General features: G+C 59.0%; 23 protein-coding genes. 9 read left to right on the top strand and 14 right to left on the bottom strand.

Annotated elements, in window-relative coordinates; genetic code table 11:
• Nucleotides 1–6: 6 nt before the first annotated feature.
• The 7 genes from DTF_RS25650 to DTF_RS23760 form a co-directional block, all read right to left on the bottom strand.
• Entirely contained in the window at nt 7–2,742 is a 2,736-nt protein-coding gene (locus DTF_RS25650) for an exonuclease domain-containing protein (protein ID WP_051361333.1), read from the bottom strand.
• Complete coding sequence (locus tag DTF_RS0114850) at nt 2,739–3,110, bottom strand: response regulator transcription factor (RefSeq protein ID WP_027715957.1); 372 nt, start codon at nt 3,108–3,110, stop codon at nt 2,739–2,741. Before DTF_RS0114850 ends, DTF_RS25650 begins: the two co-directional genes overlap by 4 nt.
• Before the next feature lie 283 nt (nt 3,111–3,393).
• Nucleotides 3,394–4,911 (bottom strand): cation acetate symporter, encoded by a 1,518-nt coding sequence (locus DTF_RS0114855; protein ID WP_027715958.1) that lies wholly within the window; start codon nt 4,909–4,911, stop codon nt 3,394–3,396.
• A gap of 12 nt (nt 4,912–4,923) precedes the next feature.
• A complete protein-coding gene (locus tag DTF_RS0114860) occupies nt 4,924–5,244 on the bottom strand; it encodes a DUF4212 domain-containing protein (RefSeq protein ID WP_027715959.1) in 321 nt (106 codons plus the stop codon).
• Between the two features lie 61 nt (nt 5,245–5,305).
• Nucleotides 5,306–6,511, bottom strand: coding sequence for a tRNA pseudouridine(13) synthase TruD (gene truD / locus DTF_RS0114865; RefSeq protein ID WP_027715960.1), 1,206 nt, complete (start codon nt 6,509–6,511; stop codon nt 5,306–5,308).
• Nucleotides 6,504–7,202: a tRNA (guanosine(46)-N7)-methyltransferase TrmB gene (gene trmB / locus DTF_RS0114870; protein WP_027715961.1), complete on the bottom strand. Its 699-nt coding sequence runs from the start codon at nt 7,200–7,202 to the stop codon at nt 6,504–6,506. The genes truD and trmB overlap by 8 nt, the downstream gene beginning before the upstream one ends.
• 144 nt (nt 7,203–7,346) lie before the next feature.
• Nucleotides 7,347–7,673 (bottom strand): c-type cytochrome, encoded by a 327-nt coding sequence (locus tag DTF_RS23760; RefSeq protein ID WP_081702990.1) that lies wholly within the window; start codon nt 7,671–7,673, stop codon nt 7,347–7,349.
• A 190-nt stretch (nt 7,674–7,863) separates the two neighbouring features.
• Between DTF_RS23760 and aroF the strand changes: the two genes are divergently transcribed.
• Nucleotides 7,864–8,874: a 3-deoxy-7-phosphoheptulonate synthase gene (gene aroF / locus DTF_RS0114885; protein WP_027715962.1), complete on the top strand. Its 1,011-nt coding sequence runs from the start codon at nt 7,864–7,866 to the stop codon at nt 8,872–8,874.
• Between the two features lie 35 nt (nt 8,875–8,909).
• Here aroF and DTF_RS0114890 read toward each other — a convergent pair whose 3' ends face one another.
• Nucleotides 8,910–9,764 carry a metallophosphoesterase gene (locus DTF_RS0114890; RefSeq protein WP_027715963.1) on the bottom strand — a complete coding sequence of 285 codons (855 nt, stop codon included), beginning with the start codon at nt 9,762–9,764 and terminating at the stop codon, nt 8,910–8,912.
• 164 nt (nt 9,765–9,928) lie between these two features.
• On the opposite strand from DTF_RS0114890, the gene DTF_RS0114895 reads away from it, so the two are divergent.
• The 3 genes from DTF_RS0114895 (at nt 9,929) to DTF_RS0114905 (ending at nt 14,970) form a co-directional block, all read left to right on the top strand.
• Nucleotides 9,929–11,122 (top strand): FprA family A-type flavoprotein, encoded by a 1,194-nt coding sequence (locus tag DTF_RS0114895; RefSeq protein ID WP_027715964.1) that lies wholly within the window; start codon nt 9,929–9,931, stop codon nt 11,120–11,122.
• A 276-nt stretch (nt 11,123–11,398) separates the two neighbouring features.
• Nucleotides 11,399–13,582, top strand: a complete 2,184-nt coding sequence (gene priA, locus DTF_RS0114900) for a primosomal protein N' (protein ID WP_027715965.1) — start codon at nt 11,399–11,401, stop codon at nt 13,580–13,582.
• A gap of 242 nt (nt 13,583–13,824) precedes the next feature.
• Entirely contained in the window at nt 13,825–14,970 is a 1,146-nt protein-coding gene (locus tag DTF_RS0114905) for a murein transglycosylase A (RefSeq protein WP_027715966.1), read from the top strand.
• Nucleotides 14,971–15,048: 78 nt separating this feature from the next.
• Here DTF_RS0114905 and DTF_RS0114910 read toward each other — a convergent pair whose 3' ends face one another.
• The 3 genes from DTF_RS0114910 to DTF_RS0114920 form a co-directional block, all read right to left on the bottom strand.
• Entirely contained in the window at nt 15,049–15,459 is a 411-nt protein-coding gene (locus tag DTF_RS0114910; protein WP_027715967.1) for a C-GCAxxG-C-C family protein, read from the bottom strand.
• A 286-nt stretch (nt 15,460–15,745) separates the two neighbouring features.
• The gene (locus tag DTF_RS23765) at nt 15,746–16,285 is read right to left on the bottom strand and encodes a shikimate kinase (RefSeq protein ID WP_226989356.1); all 540 of its coding nucleotides are present in this window, start codon (nt 16,283–16,285) and stop codon (nt 15,746–15,748) included.
• Nucleotides 16,278–17,264 carry an NAD(P)H-quinone oxidoreductase gene (locus tag DTF_RS0114920; protein ID WP_027715968.1) on the bottom strand — a complete coding sequence of 329 codons (987 nt, stop codon included), beginning with the start codon at nt 17,262–17,264 and terminating at the stop codon, nt 16,278–16,280. The genes DTF_RS23765 and DTF_RS0114920 overlap by 8 nt, the downstream gene beginning before the upstream one ends.
• A 162-nt stretch (nt 17,265–17,426) precedes the next feature.
• On the opposite strand from DTF_RS0114920, the gene DTF_RS0114925 reads away from it, so the two are divergent.
• Entirely contained in the window at nt 17,427–17,996 is a 570-nt protein-coding gene (locus DTF_RS0114925) for a rubredoxin-like domain-containing protein (protein ID WP_226989357.1), read from the top strand.
• A gap of 77 nt (nt 17,997–18,073) precedes the next feature.
• A complete protein-coding gene (locus tag DTF_RS23770) occupies nt 18,074–18,769 on the top strand; it encodes an NAD(P)/FAD-dependent oxidoreductase (RefSeq protein WP_051361335.1) in 696 nt (231 codons plus the stop codon).
• Between the two features lie 77 nt (nt 18,770–18,846).
• Here DTF_RS23770 and DTF_RS0114935 read toward each other — a convergent pair whose 3' ends face one another.
• Nucleotides 18,847–19,281 (bottom strand): hypothetical protein, encoded by a 435-nt coding sequence (locus DTF_RS0114935; protein ID WP_027715970.1) that lies wholly within the window; start codon nt 19,279–19,281, stop codon nt 18,847–18,849.
• A 127-nt stretch (nt 19,282–19,408) separates the two neighbouring features.
• Nucleotides 19,409–20,158, bottom strand: coding sequence for a spermidine synthase (locus tag DTF_RS0114940; protein WP_027715971.1), 750 nt, complete (start codon nt 20,156–20,158; stop codon nt 19,409–19,411).
• A 567-nt stretch (nt 20,159–20,725) separates the two neighbouring features.
• Between DTF_RS0114940 and DTF_RS0114945 the strand changes: the two genes are divergently transcribed.
• On the top strand, nt 20,726–20,947 hold the full coding sequence (locus DTF_RS0114945) for a hypothetical protein (RefSeq protein ID WP_027715972.1): 222 nt from the start codon (nt 20,726–20,728) through the stop codon (nt 20,945–20,947).
• Nucleotides 20,948–21,222: 275 nt separating this feature from the next.
• Here the strand turns inward: DTF_RS0114945 and DTF_RS25655 are convergent, their stop codons facing one another.
• Entirely contained in the window at nt 21,223–21,810 is a 588-nt protein-coding gene (locus DTF_RS25655; protein ID WP_051361336.1) for a hypothetical protein, read from the bottom strand.
• Nucleotides 21,811–21,870: 60 nt separating this feature from the next.
• On the opposite strand from DTF_RS25655, the gene DTF_RS23780 reads away from it, so the two are divergent.
• Nucleotides 21,871–22,662, top strand: coding sequence for a radical SAM protein (locus tag DTF_RS23780; RefSeq protein ID WP_155890760.1), 792 nt, complete (start codon nt 21,871–21,873; stop codon nt 22,660–22,662).
• Between the two features lie 111 nt (nt 22,663–22,773).
• On the top strand, nt 22,774–23,562 hold the full coding sequence (gene cysZ / locus DTF_RS23785; RefSeq protein WP_051361158.1) for a sulfate transporter CysZ: 789 nt from the start codon (nt 22,774–22,776) through the stop codon (nt 23,560–23,562).
• Nucleotides 23,563–23,663: the final 101 nt, after the last annotated feature.

Consider the following 23,663-nt stretch of genomic DNA (forward strand, 5'->3'; position numbering starts at 1 on the left):
TGCTAGCTAGAATCGGGATGACTGCCAGCGAAGCAGCAAATGCCGGTCGCAGAAGCTCTTGGCTTCGGCGAGGGTCCTCACTTCCCGTCCCGGTAGCAGCGAAAGGAGGCCCAAGAACACTTGGGCGGCGGCACGGGCATCACCGAGGGAAGTGTGCCGTCCCTCTATGGTGATCCCCATGCGTTCAGCGATGGCGTCAAGGCTATGTCCTTCGATCCCCTGATGAAGGGCGTAGGAAAGCAGCAGGGTATCGAGAATCGGATTATCGATCTGGGGAAGCCCCGCAGCGGCTGCGGCCATGTCGAGGCACTTTTTGTCGAATGCCGCGTTGTGAGCAACCAGGATCGCGTCTCCCACGTATTCCATGAACTGCGGATATACCTCATCCATGGAAGGGGCATCTGCCACCATGTGGTCCTCGATATGGTGGATTTGTGTGGATTCGGGGGGAATGGGCCGACCCGGGTTGACCAGGGTGTTGAAGATGTCGGCATTTTGGACCCGCCCCCGGCGAATGCGAACGCCGCTGATGCTGATGATCTTGTCCCCCCGGGAAAGCTGCAGTCCGGTGGTTTCGGTGTCGACCACCACATACTCGAGATCTGCAAGGTTGGCCTGCAGCAGATCTTCCCGCTCGATAATCGGGCGGGGGAGAAACAGATCAAAATTGTAAAACTCCGGCTCCCCCTCGATCAGCCCGTCCGCACTGCGAACTTCGGGAACGGAGGCTGCCTGCAGCAGGGCCAGCCGCACCTCGAGGGAATCACCGGAAGACCGGGTCCACAGCTCTCCCCGGTTTCTTCGCACCGCCTCTCCCAAGGGAAGAGGCACTTCGCCGGCGGGGCATACCTCAAGGGATTCCAACTCGGCCAGGTCGCCGGCGAAAGAACCCCCGATCCGGAAGGTCGTAACTACGGTCCCGTCCTCCACCCGGATGTTGGCGGCGACCGAAACCTGTCGGGAACTCCTCCGGGCGATCCACTGAAGGACGCACCGCAAGGAGGCCACCCAGGAGAACGGCTCCACCAGAACAGGGGGGATGAGGTCGCCGCCGGCCTCGATCTCTACCGAAATTCCCGTGACCGAAATCAAGGATTCCTCCACGAGCTCCAAGGGATTTGAGGGGACGGCCGACCAGCGCGGCGTCTGTGCGGCGCCGGCGGCCTCCTCCATGACCGTCACCCGCTCGCCCAGGCGATCCATCTCCTCGGCCACCGCAGCGAGGAACACCTGTTGTTTCTCCTCAGGCATCTCCCGGTGCCGTTGGATTGTCTCGACAAGGAATCGGGAGGTGGCCACCGGCCCCCTCAGGAGTTGGGGCATCTCTCTCAGGGTTTCCTCGAACAGGTTCCCCTCTTCGGTGGGAGCGCTCAGATCGCGAAATACGAGAAGGAATCCGGCACGTTCTCCATCGGGTCCGGGGATAACCGAAAGGGATCCCTTGAGAAGCTTCCCGTCGATGAGTGGAAAGACCACTTCTTCCATGGCCTCCCCGCCCGGGTTCCAATTCCGGCGAAGTCGCTTCAAGTGAAAGCTGAGCCGGTCGCTGGGAAAGATGCGCGACAGCGGAGCTCCTATGCCTGAGGTGTATTCCCGGCCGAGAATTATGCGGGCACGGGGGTTCATCAGGATGGTCTCGGCGGCCTCGTTGGCCACGACCACACCGTCCACCATGGTGCGAAGCACGGTAGCCAGCCGATTGCGCTCCTCCTGCAGCGTCAGGGTCGCTTCCCGCACGCGCTCTTCAAGCTTGTCGTAGGCCTTGGCCAGGTTCTCGGCCATGAGGTTGAACTCAAGGGCCAACTCCTCGAGCTCATCCCCCGTATCAAGCTCAATCCGATGAGCCAGATTGATGCGGGAAACGATCTCGGCGCCGCGCCGAATCTCCAGGATGGGGCGCAGGAATTGATCCGCCATCCGCCACGCCAGAGTGACGACCATTATGCCGAAGACGGCCAGCAGGAAGGCCACCTGACCGCTTACCGAGAAAAAATGGCCGTATACCTGGGATGCCGGTTGGACCACGGCGAGAAACCAGCCGCGATCCGCGGCGCTCCCAAGTGGCTCCACTGCCGCCACGCCGGCGAAATAGCTCTCATCGTCGGCCTCAAAGGTTGTCCACTTGAACAAGTCTTCGGTGTAGGGGGGGACGGGAATCGAGGGGTTTCCCGCCAGTCGGTCTCCCCCGGCCGTGAACAGAACCGCGCCCCCTCCTTCCCCCTTTTTCGACACATCGAGGAACTGTTTCAGGTCTTCCGGAGCGAAGAAAACCTCAAGTGTGCCGAGGCGACCCCCATCGGTGTCCGTCACCACAACCCGGTAGTCCAGGGTCTTCTCGGAGTACGGGTCGGGGGACGGTTTGTCGCCTGGAATTGTGGGGCCGCCGTTCGGAACCAGAGCGATCCTTTGAAGCCCGGGATGGGATTGACGGGCCGATGAAAGGATCTCTTCCGGCAAAGGTCCCGTACCCGACAGATATGCCTTGACCTCAGACGATGCCGCCAGGGCAGCCGCAGCCTGCTGGTAACGGTTCAACTCTGCCCGCAGATGCCCTGCCAGTTGCTCCGCCTCCTGGGCAAGTTGGCGCCCCTGGTTCTCCCCTATGTCGTTGCGGACTATGAAGAACAGTGCCGTCAGCGCAGCCAGCAGGGGCAGTACAGCCAGTCCCATGAGGGAAACGATCATGCGGCTGCGCAGGCTTTTTCTTCTGCGAAGGGGCGATGCCCCCTGATCAGCCGTCATGGTTCGATCATCGTTCGGATCTTCTCGAGCAGGTCCGCAGCGCTGAACGGTTTCGTTACGTACTCGTCCGCCCCTACCTCAAGCCCCTTCTTCCTCTCGAGGGTCTGGCCCTTGGCCGTCAGCATGATTACTTTCGTCCCGCTCATATCCTCCCGCTCCTGGATGATTCGGCATACCTCGTAGCCATCTTTCCGGGGCATGTTGATGTCCAGGAGAATCAGATCCGGCCGCACGCGCTCGGCCACTTCCAGGGCCTCCTCCCCATCCCGGGCAGTATGGACCTCGTACCCCTCCATCTCCAGAATGAATTCAATGGACATCAGGATGTTGGGCTCATCATCCACTGCAAGAATCTTTTTCTTTCCCATTGGTTCTCCTCGCGCCTCCGCCGGTTCTTCCAGTACTAAGTTTATAACATATCTCATAATTACAGAAAAAGAAACGATGTTCTATGTGGCGACGAGGCGCGGCGCAGCGAAGACAATCGCCAGGATGACGAATTATGCAGAGATGGTATTTCATGGAAAAACGATAGGGAACCGTAATGCGAAAGCGCGAAAGATCGAGCGGCAATTCGATTTAAGAGCTTATGGTGCAGGTTATACCGCCTGCGTCAGCAAGGAACTGATAGTGGTTTTTCGCGGTGAGATCTCAGGGCGTATGCACCTCCTCCGCCAGAAACTTTCGGATTCTTTCCGGCGGGGGTGAGGTGGTCAGGGAAACGGCAATCATCACCAGGATCACCAGAGGTGCTCCAAGGAAAGCGGAAGATGTGGGAGGAAACAGGGTGCTGATCAATGGAATGAGATCGCCCAGCAACAGGGCGGCGAAGGTAATGCACAGACCCGTGATCATACCGGCGATCGCTCCGAATTTGTTCGTGCGGTCCCACCAGATGCCGAGCAGGAAGACGGGAAAGAGGGTGTTGCCGGCCAGGGCGAAAGCCACCGCGGTGATCTCGGCGATGAGGCCCGGTGGGTTGGCGGCAACGATGACCACCAGGAAGGCGAGAACCAGGGTCGCTCCTTTGGCGACTTTCATCCGTTTCCCTTCGCTGGCCCCGGGATTGATGAGCCGGAAGTAGATATCGTGGGAAAAAGCTCCGGCGCCCGTGATGAGCAGCCCCGTTACCGTGGAGAAGGCGGCGATAATCGCTCCCACCGCGACGATGCCCGTCAGCCAGGGTGAGAGTCCCGCCCATTCTCCGGCCTTGATCACGACAAGATCGGCCATGGCCCGCGCCGTGGCCGGATCAGGTGCGATCTGGTTGTTCAGTTCCCAGACCCGGGCGAAGGTAGCATAGGCGGGGGCACTCCAATAGAGGAGGCCGATGAAGAAAATACCCCAGATGACGCTCCAGCGGGCATCGCGGATGTTCGGAACCGTGTAGAAATGGGAGAGGACGTGTGGCAGCCCCGCCGTTCCAACCATGAGGGTGAAACAAAGAGAGATCCATTCAAAAGGGGTGCCGAAGGTCCACGGCGATGTATAGGCGCCCTTCCCCTGGGCCAGATCCTCCAGGGCAGCACCGTATCCGACCTGAGGGACGGCCCAGAAATAACCCAGCTTCTTTGCGACGAACATCAGGGGAATGATGAAGGAAAGGATCAGCACCATATAATGAAGCTGCTGGTTGCGGGCGGCGCCGAGAGTGCCCGACAGGACAAGATAGGAGATGGCAACCGTCGTGCCCAGAAAAAGGGACGCGGTGTAATCCAGGCCGAAAATCCAGGAGAAGACCAGCGCGATCCCCTTGTACTGCGCCACGCAGTAGACCAGTGAGATGAGAATGGCGATCGCCGCTGAAAGGAGACGGGCCACCGGGGAGTCGTAGCGCGCCTCGACGAATTCGGGCGCCGTGTATTTGCCGAAACGGCGGATCTGCCCGGCCATGAGGATCAGCAGCAGGACGTACCCTCCTGTCCAGCCGATCACGTAGGCCAGGGCGAAATAGCCTTTGAGGTAGAAGATGCCGGCGATCCCGAGAAAAGAGGCGGCGCTCATCCAGTTCGAGGCGATGGCCGCCCCGATTCCCATGCGGCCTATGTGGAGTCCGGAGACCGCATAGTCCTCCCTTTTTCTGGTTCGACTGGCCAGCCCCACCAGAAGGGAAAGGGCAAGAAATCCGAACAGCAGCAGGACCGGGGCCAGTTTCAAACCGTCTCTCATTATGTTTGCTCCCTACCGGCGCTTCCGGTATTTCTCTCTCAGGCGGTCGATAGACACGTTGAAGAGAAAACAAAGAAGAATGAACCAGAGGATCAGGAACTGGCTGGTGAACCAGTAGTGGAAAGGAAAGCCGAAAATGTTCATCGCCGTCAGGGCGCTCTCACCCGAGTTTCGGGCCAGCAGGAGCTGGAAACCGAAGGTTAGAAAGGCCCATCCCGCCAGCATGATCCAGATGACGGCCACTTCCCTGCGCATGAACCCGGGCCGGGGACGAAAAAGGTTGACCCGGTAGTCTCCTGACGGTTCGCCGTCAGGGGGCGGATTCTGTGCCATGAGCACCTCCTCTGCCGCCGGGGACGTTTCCCCGGAGCATTCAATCCGGCCGGCGTCCGTATCAGGCGCCGGTCGGTTCTGTTTTCATGACTTCTCTCAGGACGCTGGTGGCATAGCTTCCCTTGGGGAGGCTGAAGGCAAGGACCAGATCGGCCCCGTCAGCGGTGACGTCGACCCCGTTCAGCGGCACGCGCAGGGGGCGGCGCTCCCCCTCCATGCCCAGGCCGTCCTCAAGGCGAAAGTCCTCCACCCGCAGCTTCTCCTTGTCCCGCAGGCTCTCCTCCAGCAGCCCGGCCTGGCCGCGGGCGAGCGTTGTCTTGTAGCCGAAGAGCGGCCCCGACGGGCTGATCTCGAAGCGATCGGCCCTCGGCTGCTCGAATGCCGGATCCTCCACGAAAAAGCAGGCGCCGTTGTCGTGTTTCCAGGCCAGGTCTCCCGCCCAGAGGATGTCCAGGGTGGACAGGCGCATGGTTACCATCCGGTCGAAAAGCTGCGACTGGTAGGCCGAAAGGTAGAGGCGGAGCAGCTTGCGCGGCAGCCCCAGAACGGCTGCCCGGGCTGAACGCCCTTCGATCAGGGCGTGTATCATTCTTCTTTCGTCCCGGTAGCGTGCGGGCAAGGCCGCAAGGGCGCCCTCCAGGTCTCCGGCGGCGAAGCGCTCGGCACCCGTGCGCCAGCGTTCGTTGGAGATCATCGAAGGGTCTCCGACAATCTGCCGGGCGGCCTCTTCGAAATTCTGCCGCAGCAGGGCTCCGCCAATGAGGTGGGAATTGCCAAGGGAGCCGTAGCGCTGGGAACCGAAGCGGTTGGGCACGCCGACGTTCTGCAGGACGTGGAGGACATCTCTGGCCTCATCCAGAGAGCCTTCCCGGACCTGCCGGATGCGGATAGTGAAGCGATTGCCGGCAAGATGGCCGGGACGCAGCTTGTTGCGGTGGAAGCGTGCGGAGAGGATCCGGACGCCCTCCAGTTCGAGGCCCAGGACCTGATCGGGTTTTACGCCGGGAATGGAGACGGTCTGGCGGGTCGTGGCGCGGGCATCCTTGAGTCCGGCATAGCCCAGTTCCCGCTCGCGAACGCCCAGGGTCCGGGCCAGGCGACTCAGAAGATCGAAGGTGGTCAGGCCCTGTTTTTCCACCTCGACATAAAGATGTTCCCCCTCCCCGCAAGGAGAATACAGAGGAATCTCCTCGACCAGGAAATCTTCCGGGGCTTCCTTGATGACTCCCCCGGTTCCGGGAAATTGGGCGGTGAGATAGTCACTCATTTTCGGCCCTGTTCCAGCGTACGCGGAACCCCTGAGCGACGGCCGGGAGCGGAACGGCATCGGCACATCCTTCCTTCTTCCGGTAGTGAACGAAGTGAATGGGCTGTCCCTGATCGAGAAAACGGCGCATATATTTGGAGATCGGATATCCGGGCAGCTCCAGGGCGCAGGGGGCGGAGAGGCAGTTCCGGTACCCTTCGAGGGAGGGGAAAATTCCGGCAACCTGCGCGGCGTAATCGTCGAAATCCGTGCTGAAATAGAGATCGCCGCCGGGGCGCAGGGAGTGGAAGGCCAGTTGCAGAAACTCCCGGTTGACCAGCCGCCGATCGCGATGACGCTTCTTCGGCCAGGGGTCGGGGCAGTTGATGTAGATGGCGGAGAGGCATTCCCGGGGGAGGTACCGGGTCAGAAGATAGCGGGCTTCCAGGCGCGCCACCCGGACATTGTCGAGCTGCGCCGCGTCCACCTTCTTGCAGGTTTTGTGGCACCCCTTATTGTAGATGTCGATGGCGAGAAAATTCGTTTCCGGCTGCTGCTTCGCCCGTTGCACGATGAAATCGCCGATGCCGCAGCCGATCTCCAGAGCCAGGGGGCACTCCCGGGTGAAGAGTCTTGCAGGGTCGGCGCCTGCGGCGAGGCTCTCTTCGGGAATGAAAGAGGGAGAAGTGATTTCGATCACTCGCTGAGTCATGAATCCGTTCTTTCCTTCGTTAGGGCACTTGCACAAGTCGAAAAATACCGGACAATGGTTTTCTTAATGGCTGCAGGGCGGCAAGTGTGGAAAGGGGGGATGCGGCCGCATCCCCCCTTCGGAAGGTTCTTGCCGCGGCGTTTCTCATTTAAGATCCCCCAGGTAATCGACCAGGGTATTGATGTCCTTCTCGGGGAGATGTCCGAAGGAAGGCATTAAGGAACCGGGATTTGCGGATTTGGGATCAAGCAGCTGCCGACGGATTCTCTGCTCATCCAACCGCTTGCCCACTCCGTCGAGAGACGGGCCGAGGGTTCCCCCCTGGCCGTTGATCCGATGACATCCCTTGCACCCCAGGGAATTGAGCAGTTCGATGCCCCTGGAAGAATCTTCCGCCGCTCCAGCGGGCGCCGCCATAACAAGAGCCAGAGCGGCAATTGCAATCGATTTAACGGCCTTCATAAATGTCATCTCTCTCCGTCTCCCTTCTGAAATCGAACCGGCATTTTTAAGATAAAATTTCACCACGGATCAGAATACCTGAAACTGTCGAATTTGCAACCCGGAAGGCCAAAAAGGGGTTGAATTCCAGGGAGGCGGCCGCTACTCTGTAAAACTTGCTGAAGCAGTTTATCTGCATCTTGATCGAGGAGATCTGTTTATGCTTATCGTAATGCATCATGGCGCCACGGCCGCCCAGATCCTTGCCGTCGAGGAGGCCGTCGAGGCCATGGGGCTGCGCGCCGAGCCGATCCCCGGCAGTGAACGGACGGCCATCGGGGTGCTGGGCAACCAGGGATATGTGGACGATACCACCATCCGCGAACTTCCCGGGGTTCGCGAGGTCATCCACGTGAGCAAACCGTACAAGCTGGTATCCCGGGACTTCCATCCGGCCCCTACGGTGGTGGAAGCAGGCGGCGTGCTTGTAGGTGAGGGGCTGCCTCCGGTGATCATGGCGGGACCCTGCTCCATCGAGAGCGAAGCGCAGATGCTTGCCTCCGCCCGTCTGGTCAAGGCGGCCGGGGCGCATATCCTGCGCGGCGGAGCATTCAAGCCCAGAACCGGGCCCCATACCTTTCAGGGGCTGGGAGTGGAAGGGCTGAAATATCTACGGAGTGCCGGGGACGAAACGGGGATGCCGGTGGTTACGGAAGTGATGCGCATCGGGCAGTTGGAGGACGTCTGCCGGTATGCCGACATTCTGCAGATCGGCGCCCGCAACATGCAGAATTTCGATCTTCTCAAGGAGGTCGGAAAAACCGGCCATCCTGTTCTGCTCAAGCGGGGGATGAGCGCCACCATCGAGGAATTCCTGTCCGCCGCCGAATACATCCTCGCCGAGGGGAACGAGCGGGTGATCCTCTGCGAACGAGGTATCCGCACCTTCGAACGGGCCACTCGGAATACCCTCGATCTTTCGGTGGCCACGCTCATCCGCGAGCTATCCCACCTGCCGATCATCGTCGATCCCAGTCACGCCACCGGCAAGCGCTCCCTCGTCCCGGTCATGTCCAAGGCCGCCCTTGTAGCCGGGGCTCACGGACTGATGATCGAAGTGCACCCGGAGCCGGAGAAAGCCCTCTGCGACGGAGCCCAGAGCCTCAATGGAGAAGGATTCACCGGGCTGATGAACGACCTGCGCGGCCTGATGAAGTATCTGGGATACTGAGTCGGGCATGAGGAGTGAGGAGTGAGGAGAAAGAGCTATTGCGCCGCATGCAACCGGAAAATAGTGATCTCCGGTCGGCACAGAAAGCGTACGGGCAGGAGGCTGGTCCCCACCCCGCGGGTGACATACAGGGGGGTGCCGCTCACTCCCACCTGGTAGAGGCCGCCTACGAAGCGTCCTGAGAAGCGGGGAAGATAGAAGGGGGGGACGAAGGGAAGGCGCACCTGTCCGCCGTGGGTATGGCCGCACAGGATGAGATCGACCCGGTCGTTCAGGCTCTCATGGGCGAAGGCCGGAACATGGGAGAGAAGCAGGTTGAGGCGGGAAGGATCGGCACGCCGCTGCAGAAGAAGAAGATTGTCGGTGGCGGAGGGATAATCTAGTCCCAGAATGGAGACGGGAACCCCCTGCAGCGTCAGGTCATGGCGGCGGTTCAGGAGGAGAGTGACTCCGACCCCTGCGAAGTGCCGGCGCAGATTTTCCCCTTCCACCCGGGCCCAGTATTCCCAGTTGCCCTGGACGGCGAAAATCCCCTGCGGCGCTTTCAGCATTTTCAGGAATTTCAGGACGTTCCGGATGCTCCGGTTGCGCTCCAGGTAGTCGCCGGTCAAAAGGATAACCTCGGGCGACAGGGAAGCGATGGCGTTGGCCACATCCTTGTAATAGCCGTGAAAATTCCGGATATGAAGATCCGAGATGTGGACGATGCGCAGTTCGCGTCCGGGCGGCACTTTGGCCAGAGGAAGCGAAACTTCCTCCACCTGAAAGGCGCGCGGTTCCCGGTAAACGGCATCTCCCAGAACCAGTCCCCCCAGAGTGAGCCCTCCTCCCAGGAGAAAACGGCGGCGGGAAATTCCTTTCATCGCATCTTCGGGTGTCGTTTGGTTCATCAAACTTCCGTTGTTATTTTGAATATTTGGAGGTTTTTGTCTGAAGACAGAAAAGGGTTATAGCACATAAGGAAAGTTTATTCCAACCTTTCTCCCTTGCCATGCGGCCACTCGTCGTTTATAGTTGACCCGGTTGGTCAGTTATTATTTCTGGAGGTAATAGGATGTCGAATACGGTCGAGATTTGCAGCAATGTTCATTATGTGGGAGTCCGGCACCCCGACCTCACTGTCTTTGATGAACTCTTTCCCACCCGTCGCGGAACAACCTACAATTCATACCTGGTTCTGGGGAAAGAGAAAATCGCCCTGATCGACACGGTCAAGGAGAGCTTCAGCGAAGAATTCCTGGACAAGGTCAGCAGCATCGTTCCCCTGGAAAAGATTGATCTGGTGGTTATCAATCACGCCGAGCCCGACCATTCCGGGGCTTTGGGACGACTGCTGGAGAAGAATCCGGATTTGACCGTCTGCTGCAGCCGGCCGGGGGAAAAGTTTCTCGGGGAGCTTTATGAGAGGCCCCTCAAGACCCGTGTCGTGAGTGAAGGCGAAGAGATCGACCTGGGCGGCAAGACCCTGCGCTTCATCCTGGCCCCCTTTCTCCACTGGCCCGATACCATGTTCACCTATCTGCCCGAAGACGCAATTCTCTTCTCCTGCGACGCCTTCGGGGCCCATTACTGCGGCAACGGCCTATTCAACGACGAAGTCGGAGCCTTTTCGGCCGAATTCGCCTTCTATTTCGACGCCATCATGCGCCCCTTCAAGGATAAGATCCGCGACGCGGTGGCCAAGCTCGAAGGACTCGACCTGTCCATGATCTGTCCTTCACATGGCCCGGTGCTTCGGAAAAATCCCCAGGGGGCCGTCGAAAGTTATTCCGCCTGGGCGGCCGCTCCGGCGGACGGCACTCCCCGGGCGCTCTTGGTGGTCCTCTCGCCCCACGGCAATACACGGAGCATGGGGGATGCGATCCGGGAAGGGCTGGAGAGCAGGGGGGTCAAAGTGGTGACCAAGAGCCTGGTCAACACCCCGGATGAGGAAATCCGTGATGAACTGGAGCGGATTGATCTGCTTCTGGTCGGCTCGCCGACCATCAATCGGGACGCGCCGCCGCCGGTCTGGCGGGCTCTGTCCCTTCTCTCATCGGTGACTCCGCGGGGGAAACTGGGTGCGGTATTCGGATCCTACGGCTGGAGCGGAGAAGGGGTCAAGCTGGTTGAGGAACGTCTCAAGGGGCTCAAGTACGATCTGCCGGTCTCCGGACTCTGCTTCCGGTTCAAGCCTACGGCCGAGGACATCCAGGCGTGCCGTGAATTCGGAGCCGCGGCGGCCGATGCCCTGCTCGCGAAAGGATGATGGCGTCGCAAAAGTCCGTCCTACGGCGTTACGGCGTTTTTTCAGGACCTCGACATACCTGATGTATGTCTTCGCCCCTGAAAAATCACCAGGCCTTGCAGGACGAAATTTTTGCTTGGTCATCCTCTGAGTTTTCAGTGCATCAAAGGATAAGTCGGAGCAAAATGAGCGCAATTCAAAAGGGTCGGCTTTTCGCCGGCCTTTTTGCCGTTTGACCTTTGCCCGTCGATGGCTGCATAATACGGCAGACTTTTTCCTTCCGCAGGCGAGCACTCAATGATCCTGGTCGCGACGGTGGCGGTAGCTGCCCCCCTCGATAAAACCCTCTCCTACATTCTGCCGGAGACTCTGCAAACCAAGGCGCGCGTGGGAATGCGGCTGCGCGTCCCCCTCGGGCGCCGCAGCGTCGTCGGCTACCTCCTCGAGCTGGCGCCTGGAGCCGGCGACGGGCTCAAGGCCGTTCTCGAAATCCTTGACGAGGCCCCCCTTTTTCCCGCAGAACTGATCCCTTTTTTTGTCCGCGCAGCCGAATACTACCGCCATCCCCTGGGTGAAGTGATTCGCGCCGCGCTTCCGGCAGGCCTCTCCGGTCGGGGGAGCGAAGTAAACATCCTCCGCGACAAGGTCTATACGCCGACGGGGATCGAAGGTAAGCCCCCGGGAGCCAGACAGCTGGAGATCCTTGCCATGATTCGGGACAGTGGCCGGGTTTCCCTGACCGAATTGCGGGAGCGCTTCGGCACTCCCCATTCCCCTCTGAAGAGGCTGGTGGAGCTTGGTTTCCTCAAGGAAGGCGAGGAGGAGCGCCGACGCGATCCTTTTCTCGATCAGCCGGTGCCCGCCTATGAGTCCGTGGAGCCGACGAACGAGCAGGCCGAAGCCCTGGAGCGGGTTGGAAAGGCCCTGACGGCCGGCGGCTTCGCCCCTTTTCTTCTCCACGGAATCACGGGGAGCGGCAAAACGGAAATTTATCTGCGCACCATTGCCGAAGTTTTGGCATTGGGGCGCCGGGCTCTGGTGCTTGTTCCGGAAATCGCTCTGACACCCCAGCTGGTCAGTCGTTTCCGGGCCCGCTTTACGGAGGTTTCCATTGCCGTTCTCCATTCCGGACTCTCCGACGGAGAGCGCTACGATGCGTGGCGGGCCATTTTGCGGGGAGAGGTCGCTATCGTCATCGGCGCCCGCTCCGCTGTTTTCGCGCCAATCAGGGAACTGGGAATCATTATTGTCGATGAGGAGCATGAGTCCAGCTACAAGCAGGGCGAGGGGTTCCGCTATCACGGCCGGGATTTGGCACTGCTGCGTGGTCAGATGGCCGGAGCGGCAGTCCTTCTCGGCAGCGCAACCCCGTCATTGACGACCTTTCACCGGGCCCGCCAAGGGCAGACGGGCTACCTGCCGCTCACCCGCCGGGCACTCGCGCGTCCTCTCCCCGAGGTCACCCTGGTCGATCTCACCGCGGGTCGGCCCGAGGGGTCTCTATCGGAGTCTCTGGCCTCGGCTCTGCGGGAGAACCTGGAGCGGGAGGAACAGTCCTTGCTTCTTCTCAACCGGCGGGGTTTTGCTCCTTTTCTCCTCTGTTCGGACTGCGGCCGAACCTTCCGCTGCCCCAACTGTGAGATCACTCTGACCTATCATCAGGGGCGGCGCCAGCTGCGGTGCCACTATTGCGACTACGCCGAGACCCCGCCCGAAATCTGCCCTCAGTGCCGGGGAGGGAACATCGAGCCGGAAGGGGCCGGGACCGAGCGTCTCGAGGAGGAGCTGGCCCAGTTGTTTCCGGCCGCTCGAATTGCCCGCATGGACCGCGACACCACGACCCGCAAGGGGGCCCACCAGCGGTTGATGGAACGGATGATGCGCAGGGATGTGGATGTTCTGGTCGGAACCCAGATGGTCGCCAAAGGGCACGATTTTCCCGGAGTCACCCTCGTCGGCGTGGTCGGGGCCGACTCCACCCTCAATTTTCCCGATTTCCGCAGCGCCGAAAGGACGTTTGCCCTTCTCGCCCAGGTGGCGGGACGGGCCGGCCGCGGGGCGAAGCCGGGCCGGGTATTCATTCAGACCTACGCTCCCGACCACTACGCCCTGGTTTGCGCCGCCGCTCACGACTATGGGAGGTTCTATGAACAGGAGATCGTCTGCCGCGAGGAGCTTGACTATCCTCCTTTCGGCTTTCTGGTCAACCTGGTTCTTTCGGGGAACGATCCGCAGCGGGTAAGCCGGGGGGCGGATGCTCTGGCCGAAGGTCTGCTGCGCGATGCGGGGACAGCCGAGGTGCTCGGACCGGCTCCATGCCCCTTGGCCCGGCTGAGGGGGAAAAGCCGGATGCAGATTCTGCTCAAAGCTTCTTCCCGCGCTCCCTTGCGCCGGCTGCTCAGCCGCTTGCCTGATCTGGAGAGGAAGATTCCCGCCGGCGTGCGGCTGGCGGTCGATGTCGACCCGGTGGACATGCTTTAAGCTGGGCTGATGAAAAACGCCCATCTGCTGCGTTGGCCTCATCCTTCGTCAACGACGTACCTTCCAGGTACGCCTTATTCCTCAGGATTTCAGCCGCCTTGCATCTGGACATTTTTGATCAGCCTGAAAAACCACTTTTTTTATCGGGGTGAGGGGTTTGGGAGGCTCCATGCTTCTGCTAAAATGGATGTTCCGCAGCTCCGATTCTTCTATCGAGGAGTTTTATGATTGTAGAGAGGGTGATGAGAAAGTCTTTCAGGTTTCTTCTTCTATTTCTGATCGTTTTTGCGGGATGCGCCCGCCAGCCCGCACCCGTTGCGCCTCCGCCGGAGAGGGTGGAGCCTCTGGAGGCGGTTTCCTGGGCCGACATCGAGGGGTGGACGCAGGATGATCCGGCAGAGGCTTTTCAGGCCTTTTTGCGCAGCTGCCGGCCCCTTCGCTTCCGCCCGCAGTGGCAGCAGGTCTGCGCCGAGGCGGCGACTCTCGAACCGGGTGACGTCGACGCGGTGCGCGATTTTTTCGAGAGCCGCTTCACACCGCACCGCGTGCGCAATCCCGACGGCAGCGACACGGGAACCATCACCGGATATTATGTGCCCGATCTCGACGGCAGTCGGAAACGGTCGAAGCGCTATGCCTATCCCCTCTATGCTCTGCCGGACGATCTGCTGGTCATCGATCTGGCCGACCTGTATCCGGAACTGGGGAAATACCGGCTGAGGGGACGGGTGGAAGGAAGAAGGGTCGTTCCCTACTGGAGCCGCAACGAAATCGACGGAGGAGATCCCCCCATCAAGGGGAAGGAACTATTCTGGGTGGAGGACCCGGTCGAACTCTTTTTCCTCCACATTCAGGGCTCCGGCCGGATCAATCTGGCGGATGGCCAACAGATCATGGTGAGCTACGCCGACCAGAACGGCCACCCCTATCGTTCCATCGGCAAATACCTTCTTGACCGGGGAGAGATGACCCGCGACCAGATGTCGATGCAGAACATCCAGGCCTGGGCCCGCAAAAATCCGGATAAAGTCGACCGCCTGCTCGGGGAAAATCCCAGCTATATTTTCTTCCGGGAAGTTCCGGATGCCGTCGACGGTCCGCCGGGAGCGCTCGGGGTGCCGCTGACCTCCCAGCGCAGCCTCGCGGTGGACCCCCGCACCATTCCCCTGGGCGCCCCGGTCTTTCTGTCCACAACCTGGCCGAACAGCACAGACCCCCTGCGGCGGCTGATGATTGCCCAGGATACCGGGGGAGCCATCAAGGGGGCAGTGCGTGGCGATTTCTTCTGGGGGGCGGGAGACGGAGCGGGGGAGCTGGCAGGACGGATGAAACAGCAGGGCCGGATGTGGGTCCTTCTCCCCATTACCGAAAAGACGGCGGCCAATTAGGAGGGACGGCCGAATCAATACGAAAAAAGCGCGGACTCTCGTTCGCGCTTTTTTCGTATCGATCCGTTTCAGCCATTCTCAACGTAGAAGCTTCTCCACCATCTCCGCCGTATCCTCGGTCAGTTTCCGGCAGTTCGCCAGGTGCTCCCTGCTTTTCCATTTATAATGCCGGGAGAGGGCTGAACAGCAGGTCACCTTGTGCTGCTTCTTGAAAAGCTCAACAAGCTCTCCCGACTTTCCTCCCTTTCCCTTCAGCCCCAAAGCCATGACTCCGCCGGATATGGCCCCGCACAGGCATTTGCTGTTGCCGATTCCTCCTCCGAAGGCCTTGGCCATGGCCATCAGGTCGGGATCGTTCACCCCGGCGGTGGACTGAAGCACCGCCTGGGCGCAGTTCAGGCCGGAGGCGAAGAGGCGGCCGGCACAGTCCCGGACGCTTTCATCGGGATTCGATTTGTTTCTGGAGATTGGGAAGAGTCGAGCGAGCATAGGTTCTTTTCTCCGATGGAGCGGTCGAATGCGGAACTTAACCGCTTAAGTTTACCCGTCCGGTCGAAGACGTTGCAAGGAATTTTTTCTACAGCCGGCTCTCGGACGCCATGGACGAAGAAGCCCGGCATCGGCCGGGCTACGAATGGTCGGGAGGGTTCCTTGGCGTCGCCTTTACTTCTTTTACTTGCTTCAAGGCTCGCAAGAGGCGGAGTGTCCGAGATTCAGCCCCCAACTCCGTTGACACTCCCTTTTATTGACGCCAAAGGTTTCCGATAAAGGACTCCTAAGAAATATTATCCTCCCTGAACGGATCGAAATCAAGGCTGGTCGCCAGATGCGATACCCTCGCTGCGACCTCCTCCATGGTTTCTTCCCGCCAGTTGAGGGTCCGGTCGGCCCAGCGCCGGTAGAGAGGAAGGCGGCGGCGATAAAGGTCCGCCAACGTTTCCCCCGGATCGATGACCATTCCCCGTGTGTCCATGTCCCGAATCCGCTTTTCCAGCTCCGGCAGGGGAACATCGATAAAAACGATCAGGCCGTTTTTCCTGAGAGCTCTCATTCCCGCTTCGCTGTAGACCACCGATCCGCCGGTGGCGACTATCGCCCGCTGAGCCTGCAGAGCGAGCAGGATTTCTTCCTCGATTCGGCAGAAGGCCGCCAGCCCTTCGCGGTCGATTATGTCCTGCAGCCGCCGGCGGCGTTTCGCCTGAATCAGCACATCGGTGTCGATGAAATCGAATCCCAGGCGTTTGGCCAGGATGACGCCGACGGTGCTCTTGCCGGCGCCGGGCATTCCGATGAGGACGAGGTTGGACTTATCCAACTTTCAGCACGATCTTGCCGAAATGCTTGTCCTCTTCCATCATCCTGTGGGCTTCGGCTACGTTGTCGATAAGAAAGACCTTCTCGATGATCGGGACGATGGTGCGGTCGGCGAACTTCGGCAGAGCCCGCCGGGTGAATTCGGCGACGATCTCCCCCTTCTCCGAGACGGGGCGGGAGCGCAGCACCGAGCCGATGATCTGCTGCCGTTTGACCATCATCAGGGCCAGATTGAGCTCGGCCTTGATTCCGCTGATGACGCCGATGATGACCAGCTTCCCCTTATAACCCAGGGAATTCATGTTCGGGGTCAGGTACTTGGCCCCGACGTGATCGAGGATCACGTCGACTCCCTTCTTTCCGGTGAATTCCTTGACAGCGTCGGTGAAATCCGGAGTCCGGGTGAAATCGATGACCAGATCGGCCCCGAGTTCCTGCACCCGCTCCATCTTGCTCGGGTGGGCGGTGACAATCAGCTTCGTGTTGGGGGTAAGAGCCTTGGAAAGCTGGATGGCCGCGGTATTGACCCCGCCTCCTCCGCCATGGAGAATGGCGGTCTGGCCGTCCTGAAGGCCGCCGATCATGAAGACGTTGAGAAAGGCAGTGATGTACGACTCGCAGACGCAGGCCGCTTCCTCGAAGCTCATCGATTCGGGGATCGGCATGAGGTGGTCGGCATAAGCCACGGCATATTCGGCGTAGCCGCCGCCCCCGACCAGGGTCATTACACGGTCCCCGGTTTTCCAGCCGGAAACGCCGGCACCGATTTCCTCGATAACCCCGGCCACTTCGAGGCCGAGGATTTCCGAATCGCCCGGCGGAGGGGGATATTTCCCTTCCCGCTGGACCAGGTCGGGTCGATTGATGCTGGTGGCTGCGACCTTGATCAGCACCTCTCCTTCTCCGGCCTGCGGTTTGGGAACTTCGCCGACCCCTAGCACTTCGAGTCCGCCGAATCCATCGAGCGTCACAGCTTTCATAAGGTTCAATCCTCCTCTGTGGAATGCATGTTTGATGATCAACTTGAAAAAGAATTATGTGATAAGGTCTACGAGTCCGATTATAATGAATTGTCACCGGCTTTCAACAATAAACCTGGTTTTCAGCATTGATGTGAATGCGTAAACGTGGCGGGAAGATCAATGTCGAAACGGTGGAAATGCACGGTGTGCGGTTATCTTCACGAGGGTCCTCAGCCCCCTGAGAGTTGCCCCCTGTGCGGAGCGGGCCGCGACCAGTTCATTCCTCTGGAAGCGGAAAAGGTCAACCTGCTGCGGGACATGATCGACTCCTTCCTCCTCCATCCGGTGGCGGCTCACTTTCCCAACGCCCTCCTGCCGACGGCCTTCCTTTTTCTCCTGGTGACCGTCACAACCGGCAGTCCCTACTTCGAGCACGCCGTCTTCTTTCTCCTCTGCACGGCCGTGGGGGTGGTCCCGGTCTCCATAACCTCCGGAATTTACGACTGGCGCACCCGGTTCGACGGCGTCAGGGCCGGGATATTTTATAAGAAAATCTTCCTGGCATCTTTGCTGCTGCTGCTCGGCCTCTCGGCGGTCCTTATCCGCACTGCCCATCCCGGGGTGATGCATGAGGGCGGCGGCCTCAAATGGGCCTTCAAGGCTATTCTGCTGACGATGGTGCTCACTACCGTCCTCCTTGGCCATTACGGCGCCAAGCTCGCTTATCAGTGGAAAAAGAAAAAACCGTAATCACTATCAAAGGTTGACAATGCCTCCCTTCTGAGGGTAAAAACCACCCGATATCTAGAGAATTCAAGGAGGCAGAGATGAAGAAGGACATTCTGGAGAAGGGTGCCATCATTCAACGGGACAAGGAAACCTACGCTATCGCCCCCCACATTCCCGGGGGGATAACGGATGCCGCCACCCTGCGCAAGATCGTCGAAGTAGCCGAGCGCTACGGGGCCCAGGCTCTAAAGCTTACCAGCGCACAGCGCATCGCCATCGTCGGCTTGCCCGAGGATAAACTGGACGAAATATGGTCTGAACTCGGGGAAAAACCGGGGGCGGCCATCGGCCTGTGCGTGCGGAGCGTCAAGATCTGCCCCGGCACCACCTTCTGCAAGCGTGGCCAGCAGGATTCTGTCGAGGCGGGGCTGAAGATGGATGCGAAATACCACGGGATGGAACTCCCCTGGAAGTTCAAGATGGGAGTTTCGGGATGCCTCAACGATTGCGGTGAAGTCTGCATCAAGGACATCGGCCTGATCGGCACTCCGAAAGGGTGGAACATCATGGTCGGCGGAAACGGCGGAAGTCAGCCGCGCCTTGGCATCAAGCTGGTGGAAAATGTTCCTGGCGATGAAGAGGCTCTCGCCATCGTCGATCACATCGTCGACTGGTTCAAGGCCAGGGGCCGACGGTGCCGCCTGGGTAAATTAATCGAGGAGATGGGCATCGAGGCCTTCAGGGAAGAAGTGCTCAGCGGCTTTCGTTTCAGCTATATGAAGAGCGCCATGTAGAATAAAAGAGAGGGACCCTTCGGCGTCCCTCTCTCTTTTTGAGCTCTCTCCTGCTTTAGCCGGATTTCCGGTCAGGATCACTGACAGCGAAGCAGCTTCTTACCTTCCCGGAAAAGAACTTCAATTTTGTTCGGGACGACGCTCTTGACGACACCCAGTCCGAAAACAGGGTGTTTCACCAAATCCTTAAGTTTGAATTTCCCGGTCATCTCATAGGCGATCGCCTGTTCGCTTTTCATCGCCGGATACAGGGATTCCCACTCTTCCCGGTCCGCGGCCCCAGGTTCTTTTCTGCTTTTCCGCGGGGCCGCCGGCTTCCGGGGAGATACGCTTTTGGCCGATGTCTTCTGCTCTGCCGCCGGCTTGTAATTGTGAATGCCGTTGCAGGTATTGCATTGTACGCGGACCACTTTTTCGCCCACCATGGCGACAATCGTATGATTCATGACCGTGCGGCAACGCGTGCAGCCCGATTCGATGATGTCTCCCGCAGACAATTTCTTCTTGCTCATATTTTCTTCCTTACTTCACTGGGGTCAAGGCGTTGCCGATCCGGGGGACACCCGAAATCCTGGCAGTCACCCCGACAGTTGACGATGGAACCATTCGATTTTGATTGCTGATGACTGGAATCGCTTGTCAGCCCTTCTTCGGGTCCGTTTGGGAACCCCGTCTTTCACTTTTCCCGGTCAGGTTTTTTCGGTTAACAGCTCCTGGCATTTTGGCTAAGAAAACTATATGCCGAAGCCCGCCCCGACCCGGACGTTCGCTTGAAACAGTGAAGCCGGCTGCACGGAGGCGTTGATCGAAGCCGGCATCGTAATTTTCCCCCCACACGGCGAAAACTCCGTCCGGCTTTAGAACTCCCCGCGTATTTTCAATGGCCCTGCTTCCGTAAAGCGGATCGTTCCGTTTGTCCGTGTGGTAGTGCGGACCCTTGTAGAGATCGAAGACTACCGCATCGAATCGTGATTCCCGCCCTTCCGCAGCGCTTCGGCGGATGAGGTCGGCAACGTCGCCGATCTCCACCCTGACCCGGGGGTCGGCGGCAGCTCCTCCCGTAAGGTCCGACAGAGGTCCTCGACACCAGCTCAGAACCACCGGATTGAGTTCGGACACCACCACTTCGGCCGAGTGGGGCAGGGATTCCAGAACGGCCCTGAGGGTGAATCCCATCCCGAGTCCGCCGACGAGCACTCGGGGCCGCTCGTGGTGCTGCAGATGCCGGCATGCGACTTGGCCGAGGACGACTTCGGACCGATGGGCCAGGCTGTTCATGAGGACCAAGTTGCCCAAGGTGATCAGAAAGTCACGCTCTCCCCTCTGCCGCAGCTCGAGCGTACCTTCATCCGTGGCGACGCTGTCGATGATTTTCCAGGGTTGGGCCATGGGCAAAATCTCTGTCGCAATTCGATTATATACAAATGACGACGCTTTGCAGGGGTGCACTGAGTTATTATTCGCCTGTAACAAAAAAGAAACCACAGAGATGATCCCTGTGGTTCAACCGTAAATGACTATAGCATTATTGCCCTTCCTCCGGCAATCCCCTTTACCTCTTTTCATGATGAAAGAGGATTAGCTCTTTAACCGACGTTCCGCCTCCTTCTCTTTTCGCTGTGATGTGGCTAAAAAACGACAAAGTGGGACCAAAAAGTGCCAAATAACAACATCTTCGATATGAGACAAGGTTTCAGAACCATAGTCGCCCTTAATGGTAAAAATATTTCTTTGATAACCTGCGGAGTCCTCCGGAGTCCCCATCACGCCTGCGATCAGAGGAAAAAAAGAGAAACAAACGATATTTTACCAGATGCGGGATATTGATTTCCTCGAATTATGGTCTTACCATTGCAAGTACGTAGTTGCGTCAATCGGGAACACGCCAAGATTGGCCTTGCCCGGAAGGTATTTCCGGCAGTCGTAAACAGTCCGAACACCGCGGAGTCGAAGAAAATGAATCCAGTCTTTACAGCCATCGCCAGATGGCAGGCATATTTCAAAGCGCTGTCCTTTGCCGACATGCACAGAATGGCATCCGGGATCAGCGGTGTCGATCTGCCGCAGGCTCCCCTCGCGAAGCGGGCAGGCTCCCCAGAGGGTTCTCCGCTTCAGTTTTCCCTGAGGCGGCGCCAGCACCTTGCCTGGCAGCGCTACATCTGCGGTGGCAGTCACTAAAGGTCCGAGAGGAAGGGAGGTCGTTTCTTCTCAGACAGTCATGTGAATCCGGCGGGGTCTTCGACCCTATTGACGACGCAGCCCTTGTAAAGGCACAACCCAAAAAAGGAGGTCGATATGTTGGAGAGTTTCGTCTACACGCTGTCGATGTACGCTGGCCTGGTGGTCGCCGCTTGGGGCATCTCCCTGGTCAATAGAACCAAGTAAGCGCAATAGAAATCCACTTTTCATAACCCGCCCCCTGGCTGCCAGGATGGCGGGTTTTTTTTGTATTTTTACCGGGAGTAATCCGCAGCCGTCGGGATCAGAATCAGGTCGAAAACGCCTTCGCCCGTACCCGGCTCGGGATAATGCTGGGTCACAAGTTCCTCGAATCCCGGAGCATTGACGATCATGTGGATGTGGGGAGGGCGGCTGCCGTAGGGACCGGGAAAATGGCTTTGGAAGTAGTAGCGTCCATCGTCGCGGGAAAAGGTGGTCGCCCGCCAGCGGTCGTCATAGCGGCCATCCGGTCCGGTCATCCAGATCTCGATTCTGGCCCCGGCAATCGGATTGCAGTCTGCAGCCGATTTGACTTCCCCTATCAGCAGATAACCCTCGCCGATCTTGCTCCTCACCGGTGCGTCCTCCCGGTAGAAGGGCCCCTGGGCATCCGGGCGGGTGGGCGGGCACTCATAGGGCTGGGATGCGCTGATCGCCGCCAGTGACGAAGCGAGGGTGAGAAACAGAAAGGCAAGCATGGTCGGGCTGAATTTCATGACATAAGTATAGCAGACCGGCTCGTGGATGCCCGATGCCGCACGGATGAGCAGAGTTGAGCCTCTTTCCCGCAGAGGGGAGCGGCCTCCTTTACTGTTCGACAAAAAGATCCGCCTCCTCTACAATGGGCTCTCCCGGACCCGGAGTCCTTGGAAGAAACCGCCATGGAAAATTCCCATCGAAACCTGAAATTCACCGTCCCTCTTGTCGACGGCCTGGCCGTCGAGGCGGTTTTCTACGGCAGCGGAACCCTGTGTGTCTCCAGCCAGGCCGGCTGTGCACTGCAATGCCCTTTCTGCGCCTCCGGATCCCGGGGTCTCCTGCGCAATCTGAGTTCCGGAGAGATGGCTCTGCAATTGAACACCGCCGTCGACCGGGGCTTTACGCCAAAACGGGTGACCGTATCCGGAATAGGCGAACCGCTGCACAATGCCGCAGCGGTCCTGGACTTTATGGACATCTGCCGGAGGCGCGCTCTTCCAGTTTCCCTGACTACCACCGGCAACCCGCTGCAGACGCTGCGAGAATTTCTCCCCATGCCCCACAACGGGCTCATGCTTTCCCTTCATGCAGGATCCTCCGAAACCCACCGTCGTCTCATTCCTCACGGGCCCGACTATGACCTGCTCTGGACCGTACTGGGCGAGGTTCTACCTTCCTGCTCCAGGCGCAGGCGTCGCAAGATCGGCATCAATTATCTCCTTCTGGAGGGTTTGACCGATACCGACCGGGAGTGGTCCCTGCTTGCGGAAAGGATGCGCCCTTTTCCCGAATTGAGCCTCCATCTGTTGACCTGCAACCCGGTGCCCGGCAGTCCTTTCAGAAGTCCACCTCCTGAAAAGGTCGCCGCGATCGGCACTCTCCTGGCCGCCAGAGGCTGCAATGTCCGGATGCCAAACCGCTGGAGAAGCTGGGCCGAGGGGGGATGCGGCACTCTTTTCGTCCAGAACTTATGAGGTTCGGTTTGGAAATCTGCCGGACGCTGTGTTAACCTTGATTTGTGACGGAGATCCTCCGGCGGTTCTCCTGAACTTCTCAGCATATCCTCGGTTGCGAGAAGAGGTGAGATGCCAGACTTGATCCAGAACAACCCGGTCACCAGCTTCTCCCGGGGTTTCTACTATCCTTTTCGCGGCCTGCGACTACTGTCCCGATACCCATCGCTGCTCAAGTACATTATCATTCCCTTTCTGATCAATCTGATCATCTTTTCATCCGCCGTTTATTTCGGTCTCGATTTTTTCAACAGAACGGTTGTGCAGTATATTCCCCATGGTGAGGCCTGGTACTGGGCCATTCTTTATTACGCAGCATGGATTCTGGCGGTATTGGTGACGGCGGTTCTGGTCTTCTTTATGTTCACCGTAGTCGGGAATCTGATCGCATCGCCTTTCAACGATCTGCTGTCGGAACGCGCGGAAGAATCCCTTCTCGGCAAGGGGGCGGAGACGGCCTTTTCATTTAAAGGATTTCTCCGGGATGCTCGATCCACCCTGTTGAATGAACTGAAAAAGATGAGCCTTTTCCTGATAGGCATGGTGCTTCTGCTGCTGCTCAATCTGATTCCCGTGCTGGGCCAGCTGGTTTATTCCGTTGCCGCCATTCTCTTCACTCTTTTTTTTCTTGTAGTGGAATATCTGGGTTACGTTTTCAGCCGGAAGAATTATTCCTTTCGCGACCAGCGACGCTATATCTGGCGCCGCAAGTTTCTCACCCTTGGTTTCGGCACCGGCGTCCTCTGCATTCTGGCAGTGCCGTTCCTTCAGTTTTTCTGCCTGCCGCTGGCGGTGCTGGGTGCCACTTTGCTGTGGTGCGAAAATTCCCGATCATCAAGCCTCGGAGAGCCTGAACCATGAGGGATATCGCTGTTTCGGCCGCCCGCGAAGGGGGCCGGGTATTGATGCAGAAATTCGGAAGGACGCTGAAGGTCCATCATAAGGGAGAAGTCGATCTCGTC

It is taken from the genome of Desulfuromonas sp. TF, from assembly GCF_000472285.1.
Classification (GTDB): domain Bacteria; phylum Desulfobacterota; class Desulfuromonadia; order Desulfuromonadales; family ATBO01; genus ATBO01.